At 45.6% G+C, this 13,441-nt stretch carries 13 protein-coding genes; 10 read left to right on the top strand and 3 right to left on the bottom strand.

What is annotated here, in order from left to right:
* Positions 1 to 8 precede the first annotated feature (8 nt).
* The 6 genes from NC981_RS09980 to NC981_RS09955 are packed head-to-tail and all read left to right on the top strand — an operon-like array spanning position 9 to position 7,092.
* Positions 9 to 1,166, top strand: coding sequence for a glycosyltransferase family 4 protein (locus NC981_RS09980; RefSeq protein WP_348242703.1), 1,158 nt, complete (start codon positions 9 to 11; stop codon positions 1,164 to 1,166).
* Positions 1,167 to 1,209: 43 nt separating this feature from the next.
* A complete protein-coding gene (locus tag NC981_RS09975; protein WP_348242702.1) occupies positions 1,210 to 2,379 on the top strand; it encodes a glycosyltransferase family 4 protein in 1,170 nt (389 codons plus the stop codon).
* A 48-nt stretch (positions 2,380 to 2,427) separates the two neighbouring features.
* Positions 2,428 to 3,420 (top strand): glycosyltransferase, encoded by a 993-nt coding sequence (locus tag NC981_RS09970; RefSeq protein WP_348242701.1) that lies wholly within the window; start codon positions 2,428 to 2,430, stop codon positions 3,418 to 3,420.
* 9 nt (positions 3,421 to 3,429) lie between these two features.
* Positions 3,430 to 4,383: a glycosyltransferase gene (locus NC981_RS09965; protein WP_348242700.1), complete on the top strand. Its 954-nt coding sequence runs from the start codon at positions 3,430 to 3,432 to the stop codon at positions 4,381 to 4,383.
* A gap of 53 nt (positions 4,384 to 4,436) precedes the next feature.
* Positions 4,437 to 5,615: a glycosyltransferase gene (locus tag NC981_RS09960; RefSeq protein WP_348242699.1), complete on the top strand. Its 1,179-nt coding sequence runs from the start codon at positions 4,437 to 4,439 to the stop codon at positions 5,613 to 5,615.
* Between the two features lie 43 nt (positions 5,616 to 5,658).
* A complete protein-coding gene (locus NC981_RS09955; RefSeq protein WP_348242698.1) occupies positions 5,659 to 7,092 on the top strand; it encodes a hypothetical protein in 1,434 nt (477 codons plus the stop codon).
* Between the two features lie 136 nt (positions 7,093 to 7,228).
* On the opposite strand, the gene NC981_RS09950 is transcribed toward NC981_RS09955, so the two are convergent.
* On the bottom strand, positions 7,229 to 9,031 hold the full coding sequence (locus NC981_RS09950; protein WP_348242697.1) for a M3 family metallopeptidase: 1,803 nt from the start codon (positions 9,029 to 9,031) through the stop codon (positions 7,229 to 7,231).
* Positions 9,032 to 9,143: 112 nt separating this feature from the next.
* Here NC981_RS09950 and NC981_RS09945 point away from each other — a divergent pair, with 112 nt between their 5' ends.
* Positions 9,144 to 9,683 carry an NADPH-dependent FMN reductase gene (locus NC981_RS09945; RefSeq protein ID WP_348242696.1) on the top strand — a complete coding sequence of 180 codons (540 nt, stop codon included), beginning with the start codon at positions 9,144 to 9,146 and terminating at the stop codon, positions 9,681 to 9,683.
* Positions 9,684 to 10,045: 362 nt separating this feature from the next.
* Here the strand turns inward: NC981_RS09945 and NC981_RS09940 are convergent, their stop codons facing one another.
* Complete coding sequence (locus NC981_RS09940) at positions 10,046 to 10,426, bottom strand: SMP-30/gluconolactonase/LRE family protein (RefSeq protein WP_348242695.1); 381 nt, start codon at positions 10,424 to 10,426, stop codon at positions 10,046 to 10,048.
* Between NC981_RS09940 and NC981_RS09935 the strand changes: the two genes are divergently transcribed.
* Positions 10,420 to 10,764, top strand: coding sequence for a hypothetical protein (locus tag NC981_RS09935; RefSeq protein ID WP_348242694.1), 345 nt, complete (start codon positions 10,420 to 10,422; stop codon positions 10,762 to 10,764). The two genes, NC981_RS09940 and NC981_RS09935, sit on opposite strands and share 7 nt — an antisense overlap.
* A gap of 358 nt (positions 10,765 to 11,122) precedes the next feature.
* Here NC981_RS09935 and NC981_RS09930 read toward each other — a convergent pair whose 3' ends face one another.
* Positions 11,123 to 11,752 (bottom strand): DUF1003 domain-containing protein, encoded by a 630-nt coding sequence (locus NC981_RS09930; protein WP_348242693.1) that lies wholly within the window; start codon positions 11,750 to 11,752, stop codon positions 11,123 to 11,125.
* A gap of 473 nt (positions 11,753 to 12,225) precedes the next feature.
* Here NC981_RS09930 and NC981_RS09925 point away from each other — a divergent pair, with 473 nt between their 5' ends.
* Both NC981_RS09925 and NC981_RS09920 read left to right on the top strand, forming a co-directional pair.
* On the top strand, positions 12,226 to 12,849 hold the full coding sequence (locus NC981_RS09925; protein WP_348242692.1) for a hypothetical protein: 624 nt from the start codon (positions 12,226 to 12,228) through the stop codon (positions 12,847 to 12,849).
* A gap of 311 nt (positions 12,850 to 13,160) precedes the next feature.
* Positions 13,161 to 13,436, top strand: coding sequence for a hypothetical protein (locus tag NC981_RS09920; protein WP_348242691.1), 276 nt, complete (start codon positions 13,161 to 13,163; stop codon positions 13,434 to 13,436).
* Positions 13,437 to 13,441: the final 5 nt, after the last annotated feature.

The raw sequence follows: 13,441 nt of genomic DNA, 5'->3' as shown, positions 1-13,441 counted from the left end.
ATAAAACAATGGAAATTAAATCTCTTTTGGTGACAGGTGAATCGATCTTCTTGGAGCGTCACCAGTTTCTATTCAACGCTTTATCAAGTCATTTTAGTCGGCTAGACTTTCTGCCTCGACAAAGTGAATGGTACGAAGCCAAGTTACCGAGAACAGTTCTCAAAGGACTGCTAACGCTGCGGACAGGCTCTTTAAGTCAAGCAAATGCTGTGTTTCAAAAGAATAAAACGGCGTTTGTACTCAAGTCCCAACAAGCAGAGCGCAGAATTCAGCGCCTGAGCAAACCACCAGATTTCGTGCTTCAGATTTTTGGCACCTATCGTCCGGCGTGGAATAACACCATTCCTTATGCGATGTTGCTAGATTACACAACCGCCCTTGCAGAACGAAATTGGTCTGCTTGGGCGACCTTTTTAAGCGATCGATCCCGTCAGGACTGGTTTGAGTGTGAGCGTTTAGCCTACCACCGAGCAACCCACATTTTTAGTATGAGTCATGTGGTGAAGCGATCGCTGATTCAGGACTATGGCATGCCTGCGGATAAGATAACTGTTGTCGGTTCTTCTGGAGATTTTCAGGAACCTTACGCGGGTGAAAAAACGTTCGGTAGCCGACAGATTCTATTTAACGGTTCAGATTTTGAGCGCAAAGGCGGAGAGATTGTTTTGGCAGCGTTCAGACAAGTTCGGCGCGTGATCCCCGAAGCTAAGCTTGTCGTCGTGGGTAAAAAACTGCCGTTTGAAGAAGCAGGCATTGTGAATCCAGGTCATATCGCCTCGCGTTCGGACTTGCATCAGTTATTTCTGCAATCCGACCTAGTCGTTGCCCCTGCCTATTGCGATCCCTTCCCAACTTTTTTGATGGAAGCGATGAACTATGGTACTCCTTGCATTGTTTCCGATCGCGATGGTATGCCGGAGATTGTTGATCACGACATCAATGGAATTGTTATCGATCAAATAACACCAGAACAACTAGCAGAAGTGATGATCAATACGCTCAATGACCCCCAGAAGCTAACTGTGATGTCTCAGGCAGCACGACACAAAATGAAAACGCAGTTGAACTGGAACACGATCGCGGATCAAATTGCACATACAATCTTTGCTATGGCGGAAGCAGATCGAAGCGATCGAGCATCTGTGAGGCTGCGAGAGCCTGCATAACACAACGATCAGAAATAAGTAATCACAAGAGGTAAAACCTAAAATGCTACAAGCTAATATTCTGGCAACCGGAGAAGCTCCCTATATAGCGAGACACAATTTTCTTTTTCAAGCTTTAGCTTCGCGCTGTAATCAGGTACAAATTTTGCAGCGTGAAAACGAGTGGTATGACGCAAAAATACCAAGACTACTGTTGAAATATGTCTACGCTTTGAGGGTCTTCTCCAAGAGCAAAGCAGACACTTTGTATGAAAAAAACAAACGCGAGTTTATTGCTAAATCTCGGCGGTTTGAGCAGGCAATTAAGCAGCTAGAGTACAAACCAGATTTGGTATTCCACCTTCTTAATACCTTTAGTCCGTTGTGGGATCAGCAAGATATCCCTTATGTCTTGTTGTTAGACTATACAATGCGCCTTTCTGAAAAGAGTGAAATTCCTTGGGGTTACTTTCTCAACCGCACACAACGAGAGGAATGGCTTGAGTGCGAACAACAACTCTTCGAGAAAGCCAAGCATCTATTTGTTCAAAGTCATGTAGTGCGGCGATCGCTGATTGAAGACTATCAAATTCCGTCCGATCGCATCACTGTAGTGGGTGGAGCCGGTGATTTTCTGGAGCCTTATCAAGGCAAAAAAACCTTCGGTAGCCAGCAGATTCTATTTAACGGGTCGGACTTTCAGCGTAAAGGTGGGGATCTCGTTCTCGCTGCTTTCGAGCAGGTCAGACAAGTTTTGCCAGATGCAAAATTAGTGCTAGTTGGCAGAAAGCTACTCAAGCAACGGGCGGGAGTTGAAAATCCAGGAGACATTTCACGCGAACAACTAAAGCAGTTGTTTCTTGCCTCCGATATCGTGGCTGCTCCTGCTCCTTGTGATCCTTTTCCGCGCTTTATTATGGAGGCGATGAATTATGGTGTGCCCTGCATCGTGAGCGATCGGGACGGAATGCCAGAGATTGTAGATCATCAGCACAATGGAATCGTACTTGACCAGCTCACACCTGACGCACTAGCAGCCGCTATGATTGATCTCCTGAGCCATCCTGCTCGTCTAGAGTCAATGTCTCAAGCTGCGCGCCACAAAATCAGAACTCAATTAAACTGGGACGCTGTAGCAGACACGATCGTGCAGGTTTTGTCTGCGGGTACTAACGAAGGCAATTCTGATGAATCCAGTGATTTAGAAAGTAAGCGTGCTAGCTCCTTGTACTAAGCAAATACATTTATTAAGCAAATACATTTATATTGTCAGGTGAAGCAGATGCCCGTAATTTCTGTAATCATTCCAGTGTTCAATGGCGAACATACTATCACAGAAACAGTCCAGTCCGTGTTGAATCAAACCTTCACAGAGCTAGAGATCATTGTGATCGATGATGGGTCACAAGACTCTACCTTAAGCGTGGTTTCCAGTATCACAGACACACGAGTCAAGGTATTCTCCTACGACAATGCAGGAGTATCAACGAGCCGTAATCGTGGATTCGCTCATGCAACAGGAGAGTACATTTCCTTTCTCGATGCGGATGACCTGTGGACACCAAACAAGCTCGAAGCACAATATCAGGCATTACAGTTACATCCTCAAGCAGCAGTCGCCTATAGCTGGGTGGACTACATCGATCAGGACGGGAAGTTCTTTCGCTCCGCGAACCACGTCACAGCAAACGGCAATATTTATGAGCAACTATTGCTAAATAACCTTTTAGAAAATGGGTCTAATCCGCTAATTCGTAGGCAAGCTTTTGCTGATGTAGGCGGCTTTGATCCAACACTAGCTTTCGGAGAAGACTGGGAGATGTGGTTGCGGTTGTCTGCTCGTTATGAGTTTGTTGCAGTGCCTTCGCCTCAAGTTCTATACCGGATGTCTAGTAATTCCGTGTCTTGTAACGTTCAAAGAATGGAAACAGGAAGTTTGAGAATGCTTGAAAAAGCGTTTAGTCAAGCACCCCAATCCCTACAATACCTAAAACGTAATGCTATTGCTAATCTTTATCACTATCTCACCTTTAAGGCGTTTGAAGGCTCTCCGAAGCGGCAAAACGGGCTGATTGCAGCGCGATTTTTCTGGAACGCGATCGCAAATAATCCATCTATGCTCCTCGGCTGGAAAACAGTCCTAAGAGTCTTAGCAAAGATATCTTTGGTGACTCTTCTGCCGCCTGGACACTCATATGCAGCGATCAAAGCAGCAAAGCGAATCGTTCGTTTAGAGATAGCAAAAAAGCCTAAGCCAATCAGCACACAAAGTTAGGTGAAGAAGATGCCAGAGATTTCTGTAATCATCCCAGCATTCAATAGCGAAAAGACAGTTCAAGAAACAATTCGGTCTGTGCTAAATCAAACTTTCACAGACTTTGAAGTGATTGTGGTCGATGATGGTTCAAAAGACTCGACCTTGAACGTAGTTTCTAGCGTCACAGATCCACGAGTTAAAGTGTTCTCCTACAAGAATGCAGGCGTATCAACGAGCCGCAATCGTGGGTTTGCTCAAGCAACGGGAGAGTACGTTTCCTTTCTCGATGCGGACGACCTCTGGACACCAGACAAGCTGGAAGCACAGTACAAAGCATTGCAGAAGAACCCTCAAGCAGCAGTCGCCTATAGCTGGGTGGATTACATTGACCAGAATGGCAAGTTCTTTTGCGCCGGAAATCATGTTACGGCATCGGGCAATATCTATGAGAAGCTATTGCTGCACAATCTTTTAGAAAATGGCTCTAATCCTTTGATTCGTCGACAAGCCTTTGCTGATACGGGTGGCTTTGATCCAGCGTTATCTTCCGTAGCCGACTGGGATATGTGGTTGCGGTTGTCTGCTCACTACGAGTTTGTTGCAGTGCCTTCGCCTCAAGTGCTGTATCGAGTTACGGCGGGTTCGATGTCATCGAACTTCCTAAAACTGGAGGCAGAAGGCTTGCACCTCATTGAAGCGGCATTTAACCAAGCACCCATCTCCCTACAGCACCTGAAAAAGCGCAGCCTTTCTGCCCTCTACCGCTATCTCACCTTCAATTCACTAGGATCTACCCCAAGTCGGCAAAACGGATTGTGTGCGGCTCGATTTCTTTGGAGCGCGATCGCAAACGACTTCTCGATAGTGTTGGAGTGGAAAAGAATGCTGATAGCACTGGTGAAAATTGTCGCATTTGTTTCCTTACCACCCAAACAGTCTCAAGTATTTCTGATTAAAACAAAGCAATTGTTCGCAAGATAATTGCTTTTGTAGCAGCCTATTCGCCCTAGCTTTTTACTCCCCAGCCTAACTCTATGACCATCAATCTCCAGAAGCACAGTCCTCAATCTCAAACTTTACAGCCTGATCGAACATCTCACCCTGCTCCTGATGTTGCGATTTTTCTGCGCGAATTGCATGGAGGTGGAGCGGAAAAAGTATTGCTCAATCTAGCCCGCGGCTTTATCGATCGTGGTTTAAGCGTCGATTTGGTATTGGCTAGAGCGTCAGGACATTATCTATCACAAGTTCCTCCTGAGATTCGCATTGTTGATCTCCAGGCAAAGTGGGTGCCGCTGAGTTTGCCGAAATTAGTTCGCTATCTTCGACAAGTTCAGCCAGAACGACTACTTGCAGCACTACACTACCCTTGTGAGATTGCACTCTGGGCAAAGCGCCTAGCAGGAGTATCGACTCGAATCGTTGTGACAGAACACAATCACTTGTCGATCGAGTCAAAGCGCATTCCTCAGCTATCTGTTCGGCTTACTCCGCTTGCTGCCCGGCTATTTTATCCCTGGGCCGATGAGATTGTTGCTGTGTCTCAGGGAGTGGCTGAGGATTTAAGCCGAATTACTCGGTTGAAGCGCGATCGCATTCAAGTCATCTATAACCCGATTATTCTGCCTGAATTATTCACGCTGGCGCAAGAACCTGTCGAACATCCGTGGTTTCGGTCTGGAGAACCACCCGTTGTTCTGGCTGTCGGCAGGTTGCATCCGCAAAAAGATTTTCCGACCTTGATTCGTGCTTTTGCTCAAGTTCGGCAAGTTCGACCGGCTCGGTTAGCAATCCTGGGTGATGGCCCTGAAAGGGAACGGCTGATCGAATTGATTGAAAGCTTAGGCTTATCGAATGATGTGGCTTTACTTGGGTTTACTCAAAATCCTTATGCTTACATGGCAAAAGCAGCTATGTTGGCGCTGTCTTCTGAGTGGGAAGGATTGCCCACCGTTTTAGTCGAGGCAATGGCACTGGGAACTCCAATCATATCCACCAATTGTAAAAGCGGGCCGGCTGAAATTTTAGCTCAAGGTCGCTACGGTGAACTTACCCCAGTTGGAGATAGTGATGCGATCGCGGCAGCAATTCTCAAGACCTTAGCGGCTCCAAAGCGCATCATTGATCCTGAGTGGTTAAATCAATTCACTTGGGCGACCTGTACGCAGCAATATGCAGACATCCTGGGTGTTTCTCAGCCGAAGATGAAATAGATCAGTTCTATAGTTACTCGTCGTTTCAACTCAATCAAATGTTATGACAAAGAAGAAAGCACTGTTCACTTTTGGAGCCGTATTTACGATATTATTTTGCCTTGAGCTTAGCATTCTAGGCTGGAGCAATCTTCATAGTGTGCTTTCAAACCTTCAGGATCACCATAAACCTTTTCCCAATCAGCTTACGCGATTGCGCATCAATCTAGAGTTTATTGGAGCAACGATCGTCTATATTCTGTGGTTAGCTCAGAAGCAAAAAGAGAATTTTCCAAGCTTTAACAAGCTCCTGAGCGTTTGTGCTCTATTTTTAGTCGTACCCTTTCTGACCTATCCACGCACATTCGATATCTATCAATATCTTCACTACGGGCTGATGGGATTAGCTGGAGTGAATCCTTATCTCAATTCTGCGGATAGTTTTTCTTCTAGCTTATCTTCATTTCTTGCATGGTCACAGTCTTCAACTTATGGCCCTGTTTCACAGTTGATTTTCATGGCGGCAGCAGCAGTTGTGAAAGTTAACTTAGTGGCAGGGATTTATTTCTTCAAACTGCTTTGTCTGATATTTCATGCGGTTAATGGGTTTCTGGTTTGGACATTGCTAAAGAACTCTGCTTGGCGAAGCAAAATTACTATTGCTTACTTAGTAAATCCACTATTGCTGACTGAGCATTTACTCTGCGCTCATATCGATGTGTTTGTTGCAAATGCTTTGCTGCTTTTACTGCTTTTCTTACAGCAGCGTAAGTATTCCCTGCTTGTATTAATGGTTTGGTTAGGATTTTTGGAAAAAACGTTACCGATTATTTGGTTGCCGTTTGTGTTCAGTTTTCTACTATTAAATCGTCGCTGGAAAGACATCGGAGTGTCTATCCTAACCTCGATCGTAGTCATTCTAGTCGTAAGTCTGACGGCTCTACCGACGATCGAAGCCTGGAGAAGCCTACTGAATCCAGGAGTTACAGACAAAACAGCGCTGTCGTTTCATTATCTCCTAAGTGCATCACTGTCATACTTTCCTGGAATGGCGATCGAAACCAAGCAAAACCTACTTTCTCTATTTACGCGCCTGACAACTCTAGGATTTGCCGCTTTCTATGGAATTACGTTACTCAAGTCTTATCTAAAACGGCGCTACTCCGAAACTAATTTAATCTCGGATATTGGTTGGGTAACATTGGTGCTGATTTTGTTTGCGACACCTTGGGTGATGCCCTGGTATGCTTCGATTTTGCTACCGATCGCGGCTGTTAATCTCACTTCGCCTGTGCTTGCTTTAGCGAGCTTAGCGTTTAGTTTATCAAGCAATCTGATCTATCGAGGAGCAGGAAGCGGAGTTTCTATTTTCAGCATTCTGTCTACGCTAACAGTGCTTTTACCGCCGCTCGTTGTATTAGTGTTCGGTTCTAGACTTCGCCACCTCGAACTGATGTCAAGACTGATGCCTGAACGCGAACCTTCTCTGAAGAGTTAACCCTTTTCAGCAGGCTGAGTAATATCTCTTCAAAGTCCCGATTTAGGGAACAAGAAGCTGCTCAAACCGAAGTCAAGAATCTATTGAATATCAATAAAAAGACCTGCGATCGTCGATCACAGGTCTTTCTGCTAAACTACAGGCTTGCTTGTAACTGATCTAACAGCTTCTCAACATAAGTCAATGCACCTCGAATCGTGGCTGGATCTTCAATATCCACACCCACATATTGGCGCAGTGCAGCCACTTGATCTAAGCTACCTCCTGCTGCTAGAAGCTCCAAGTAACCCGGAATAAAGTCTTTACCAACTTCAAGATACTTCTGATAGCAAGCAAGGCTGACAATGTTCGATGCAGTGTACTGATAACAGTAGAACGGCTTGAAATAGATATGTCCAATCCGTGCCCAGTCATACTGATGCTCAGGCAGCACTTCAACCGCATCACCACACAAGGTCTGATATAGCTTCATCCATTCCTCATTCACAAAGGTCTGATCAAAGCTACCTTGAGCCGCTCGATCGTGGATTGCCAATTCCAATCGGCTGATCGTACTCTGCCGGAACAGTAGATTCAATTGATCTTCAAGCTGTCGAGTGATCAACGATTTAGTCAATGCTTTATCGTCTTTCGCCTGCTTCAACAGATAATCCAGTAGTAAGAGTTCATTAAAGGTTGAAGCAATTTCTGCTAGAACCATTGGCGGATTACTATTGAAATAAGTTTGACGATCGTCAATCCAAGCAAAGTGCAGCCCGTGACCCATCTCATGCGCCAAGGTAAACAGCGAATTATAGTCATCGGTGTACGACATCAATAGATAACTATGTTTGCCGTAGGTGTAGGAGCAGAATGCACCCCCCCGTTTACCGGGACGCACCTTCGCATCCACCCAGTTGTTCAAGAAGAACTCTTCTGCACGTCGAGCATAGTTCGGATCGAACTGATCCAGGGCAGACAGTAAAGTCTCAACACCCGCTTGGTAAGTTACAGGGGGAGCGCTTTCGGTTGTCCAAGGGGCGTAAAGATCAGCAGTCCGAATCTTTTGACCCAATGCTTGACCTTTTAGCTGGTAGTAGCGCTGGAATAAATCAAAGCGATCGCCCGTTCCCGTCATAATTGCCCGGAACACTGGTTCAGACACTTCATCAGCTAGCAATTGCTTATGCAGCGTTGACTCATAGCCGCGCATCTGGTTTTCCAGCTTGTGATCCTGGGCAACCGTATTCATGATGTAGGCATACAGCGAATTGTGCTGCTTCATCACTTTGCGAACCGATTGATAAGCAGCAGTGCGAATCTCTGGATCAGGATGATACAGCAGCGCACTCAGTTCGGATTCAGTATTGACCGTGCGACCGTCTGGAGTCGTGACCGGCTCATATTCTTGTTCACCGAGATGCACCGATCGCAGTTGAATAAAGGCTTGTCGTCCAGTCAAACTATCCTGATTACGAGTTTGTTCTACTTCTTCGGACAGCGTATGCGGACGATATTTTGCAATTCGGTTTAGATAGTGTTGATAGGTTGAAAGCACTGAAGCTTTTTGTAGTTGATCAAACTTATCTGCCTCTAAACTTTGAAGCTCTAGATCAAAGAACAGTAATTGGTTTTCAACTCCGGTCAGCGCTTCCATGACTTTGTCGAGGAATTGCTTTGCTTCGGTGTTGCGCGTGTCGGCGGAAAAAATTAGGGATGGGAAAGCGTAGAGATAGCCTGATTTTTCGGCGATCGCTTCTAACGCTTTAAAACATTCGGCTAACTGTTCTGCTGTTAACTCTTTAACTTTGCCGCGAAATGAGTCGCGAAATTCGCTGGCTTGCGTCTGCAACGCCTCTAGATCCTGCGTCAACTTTGGATCGTCAAAACCTCGATAGAGATCGGACAAATCCCATTCTTGAGGACTGTCTAACTGAGTGAGTTGAACTGCTTGCGTCATCGAAAATTCTCCTGTCGTTTTAACCGAATCGCTAAATTACGGCTTAAGGCGTAGTCATTACGAGTTTGTTTTGTTTATGATAATAGCATATCGTCTCCAAGGAATCAGCTCAATGGTAAAAGTAGTTGGCATCGCAGGAAGTTTAAGACCAGGCTCATACAGTCAGAAAGCGCTGAAGGTTGCCACCGATCGCGTTGCAGCCCTGGGTGCAGAGGTAGAGCTCTTGGATTTACGATCGCTTAACCTGCCCTTCTGTGATGGTAGCGACGATTATCCGGATTATCCAGGGGTTGCAAAGCTTAAACAGGCTGTCAGTGAAGCAGATGCCGTGATTTTAGCGACACCGGAGTATCATGGCAGCGTTAGCGGTGTGCTGAAAAACGCGCTTGATTTAATGGGATTTGAGGAATTCACCGGAAAAGTAACCGGCGTGATTAGTGTCTTGGGTGGACAGTCGAACAACAATTCGCTGAATGATCTGCGAATTATTTTACGTTGGATTCACGCTTGGACAATTCCTGAACAGGTTGCGGTTGGACAAGCTTGGAAGGCATTTAGCGAAGACGGTAAGTTACTCGATGAAGGATTGTCGAAGCGCTTTGATGCCTTTGCTCAGAGCTTGGTTGAGAATACTCAGAAATTGAGAGGTTAACGTACTTCCCTTGCAATTCCATGCAGCTTGATATAATACTGTGCCTGAATTAACGTCAGCTCGATGAGTTTTTTCGCTTCGATTTGAACCGACCTGCCCCTAAATCCCCCCTTCTAGCCCTGCTGCTGAAAGGGGGGTTGCAGTGCGCTATCTTCTACCGTTGTCGAAATCACAGACGAAACCTGTGTATCGGGGAAAATGAAACACTGAACTGTTGCTTTGATAGTAGGCCCAATCCTTCGCTCGACCCAAAGTTGCTTTACATCTCTACAGTAGTTCATCAAATCAAACACGAACTCAAAAAGCCAACCACGAATGGGTTCCTCCAATCCGATAATGTTGAAAAGCTTAGAAGTTGCTCGTTACTGCCGGAGGCAGTAAGTCGGTAAGCCAACGCGGTGAGTTGGCAAACCAAATAAATCACCTGAGTAAAAGCTGTCTTCGATTTCTGCCTCACTTAACCCGACGGATGCGGTTGTGATGTAAAGTGTCGTTCGATCGACTCCACCAAACGTACAGGCGGTGGGGCGCTGAACGGGCAGTTTTACGCGCATCATTTCTTTGCCATCGGGATCAAAGCGAATTATGCACCAGCCGTTCACAATGCTTCCCCATGGACGCGCAATGGAAATTCGTCGAGTCCAGTACTCCTCCCATCCGACCAGACGCTTGCCGATTTTCCTTGCCGAATGTATGAGTTGCTCGATACGCTGGAAGAAGTGAAAGGGCGTTGCCTTTGGCACAGCAAAGCTGCCCGCAACTCGATATTCTGCATGACTTGTTAACCACCCTGCCGAATACCACGATTCAAGGGATTGTGACCGATATCCGCGAAGGCGTGACCGAGGGCAGAGTGACGATCATGGGAGTAGTCGCTTGCAAACTTCGCCGCATCCAGTTTGATCTGGGTGATCCAACTTATGAACTCGCGGTCAAAGCCTACCAAGCTCGCATCCCAATTCTTTGCCAAGGCAATTTACTGAAACAGGGGCGCTCCTTTACCTTGCAGCATCCCAAAAACTTCACGCTCGCTCTGGATGCTTGGATAGGTTCACGCGAAGCGGCTCAAGCGCTCAACTAAACAGAGGGTTGAAGTTGAAAGTGCAGCGAACAGCTTCGCTGCGCCAAGGGCGTGCGCAGTAATGGAACAAGTCTGGAGCCAGAAGTTGTTAGATCGGATTGCGCTATGAACGTTTAAGTGCTAGAGATTAAACCTGGCAGCGATGCTAATTCTTGTGAGGTTTGTCTTAGGCACTATCAACTTAACCGGGAGTATTTAAAATTAAGCACTGTAATTCCCTTAATCGTCAGTCTCGCTCAAGTTTACGCAGCATTTTTCATACTAGTGATTTCCCACTAATCTTCTAAGCGTTGGCGCAATGTCATCAGCCATCATTGCTGGCAGAGAAGAGATGACGATTGGTAAAGAGCAAGCTTTGCTAGTTATTAATTTTGACTTTAATATCATCAACCTTCTTGTCAGAATTGACGTAAACCGTGCCCTTCGATAGGTGGTTGAGCAGCGGTAGGGCTGTGTTCATGCTGGAATCGAACTCATTTTTCACTTCAGCCGGTACAAAGACGACTTTGGCTTCACTCTGAGCTTGCTGTTGCTGCTTGATCAACATCGTCAGTTCATCTAGCTTCTTGGAATACTCAGCATCCAACTTTTGGTGAAGTAGTTCGAGATTTTGAGCGGCTTGTACTGTGACCTGGTAGTTGTGATTCGCATTTTCCCGATCTTCCTCTGACTGACGATTTTGGCTCATCAAGACAACCGGAGCAGTGTAAGCAGAGGCAAACGAAAATACCAGGTTCAACAGAATGAAGGGTTGTTCATCCCAGTGAGGCATACCGGGGACGGAGTTAAACGTAATCCAACCCGCTAGCACAGTCGATTGTCCAATCAAAAACGCCCAAGAGCCAACTTTTGCTGCCATTTTGTCTGCTATCTTTTGACCGAGAGTTAAGGGCTTCTTCTCAGGAGGCTGAACCTTTCTAGGATTTATAACAACTGCGGATTGCCGGTTGGTATCGGTATCGGGTGGAGTAGGTTGATTTGAATTCACGGCTGACCTTTCTCGTTAAGTTACTTGAAGTTTCTGATAGATGCAGTGTGTTTTCTACGTGTGCTGCATTCGCTATGGTTTCACTTTACGCAGCTCAAATAATAAGTGCAAATACTCTTCTTTTTTATGTTGATAATTTGAAGTAATGAGCGGGTTGAAGTTGACTGAGCGTAATGCTGTTTGGAAGCTGCTGCCAAAGTATGGGAACTAGCATCTATGATGAGCTGCATGATGTTTTGGCACGAATGTACAGCAATTCACAATCAGTATTGGTGGGACCTGTCTATTAGCTCGCTTCAGGAATTTAATCAAAGGGATTTATTGATTTAACAAAAAATGGTGTTTGCTCTTATCAATCAAGCTTCATAGGATGAATTTATGTGCCTGTAATAGATTCTCAGCAAGTAAAAGCCTCACACTAGATGAAGAAAGCACATTAATAAGATATTTCTGGTGTTTATTGGAGAAAAAATATGAAGACTCTGTTCAAACTTGCGATCGTCATACTGATGTTTTTGGTCAACCTCGCGATCGCTCAACCTTCTTTAGCAGACCCTCCCAAAGTTACTAAAAATCCTGAATATATTGAACTCACACAATCCTTGAATCGTTTGCTGGCTCAAAAAGAAGCTCAAGGTCGTAGCCCCAAACTTCAGCAAAAGATTGATGAGTTGCAGATCCAGAAAGCAGCGATGGAATCTGGCATCACGTGGGGACGGTGTCGCAATGATACGGGTAAAACGATCGCGGTCTATGGTCCTTCTGGTGAAGAATCCAAGGCAGCCTTTGACAGTGAACTGTACTTTCTAGCCAGTGGAGAAAGTACTCCTGAAGGATGGGACTGTAACGGGTTTTATCTTCCCAGTGGCATTCAAGTTGCAGGCGTAGAGGTTACTCAGCCATTAGCCTACAAAGTCTTGAATGGGACTCAACTGGTTGCTAAAACCAATCCAGATACCGGAGAATTGAACCTGAATGTACCGCCTACACAAGTTTTGAAAGCAGGGGACGGCAACTGGGCAGTTCCAAATCTATCTCAGGCGTTTATCGAGTCTCGCATTCCCAGCAACTTAGCAGCGATCGAAGTTGACGACTAGGCAGTGCTAAACAAATTCGGATAAGTCAATGAGAGGCGGGTTTATAAACTCCAAATGCCTGATTAGAACCCGCCTACTTATTAGAAAGGCTACTCTGTAAAGCCTTGCAACCTAATTTAGTCCCACCCAATTGGATTAGGCTAGCAATCATTGGATTGCTGGTTGCTTGGAATTTCTTACGACGATCGCAAGCCCCACTATCGATCGATGCTTCTCCTGTTGTTGTAGAGCCTGTTTTGTTGTAGAGCTTGTTTCGTTCAATCACTTCAATTAACTTTCTTGTTGTTTTTTACTCATTTACGGATTTGATTATGGATGGTTTACTGAGCTCGGTTGATTCACAAGTTGTGTTGATCGCAGCAGCGATCGCAGTCTTGATTCTATCGAGCATGCTAGTGATTAGAATCTTAAAAGCTGGTGCGGGGTTGATTGTAGCAATTGCCGCGATCGTTCTGGTGTTGCAGTATGGCTTTGGCATTAGTTTTAGTCAATTATGGGGGGAGATTACCAATCTCCCCCACGATATGACCCAGCTTGTGCAAGGTTTTGATTTCAATGCTCTGACTTCCGTATTTTCGGAAGGATGAGCCTG

The organism is Leptolyngbya sp. DQ-M1 (assembly GCF_039962505.1).
Classification (GTDB): Bacteria; Cyanobacteriota; Cyanobacteriia; order Leptolyngbyales; family Leptolyngbyaceae; genus Leptolyngbya.
The sequence above is the reverse complement of the archived record's forward strand: the minus strand, read 5'-3'. Positions and strand labels throughout refer to the sequence as shown.

Bases quoted from the DNA above. Each gene is read 5' to 3' on its own strand.
- NC981_RS09925 (WP_348242692.1), top strand. From the start codon at position 12,226: ATGAAGACTCTGTTCAAACTTGCGATCGTCATACTGATGTTTTTGGTC.
- NC981_RS09945 (WP_348242696.1), top strand. From the start codon at position 9,144: ATGGTAAAAGTAGTTGGCATCGCAGGAAGTTTAAGACCAGGCTCATAC.
- NC981_RS09950 (WP_348242697.1), bottom strand. From the start codon at position 9,031: ATGACGCAAGCAGTTCAACTCACTCAGTTAGACAGTCCTCAAGAATGG.
- NC981_RS09960 (WP_348242699.1), top strand. From the start codon at position 4,437: ATGACCATCAATCTCCAGAAGCACAGTCCTCAATCTCAAACTTTACAG.
- NC981_RS09965 (WP_348242700.1), top strand. From the start codon at position 3,430: ATGCCAGAGATTTCTGTAATCATCCCAGCATTCAATAGCGAAAAGACA.
- NC981_RS09980 (WP_348242703.1), top strand. From the start codon at position 9: ATGGAAATTAAATCTCTTTTGGTGACAGGTGAATCGATCTTCTTGGAG.
- NC981_RS09955 (WP_348242698.1), top strand. From the start codon at position 5,659: ATGACAAAGAAGAAAGCACTGTTCACTTTTGGAGCCGTATTTACGATA.
- NC981_RS09975 (WP_348242702.1), top strand. From the start codon at position 1,210: ATGCTACAAGCTAATATTCTGGCAACCGGAGAAGCTCCCTATATAGCG.
- NC981_RS09970 (WP_348242701.1), top strand. From the start codon at position 2,428: ATGCCCGTAATTTCTGTAATCATTCCAGTGTTCAATGGCGAACATACT.
- NC981_RS09920 (WP_348242691.1), top strand. From the start codon at position 13,161: ATGGATGGTTTACTGAGCTCGGTTGATTCACAAGTTGTGTTGATCGCA.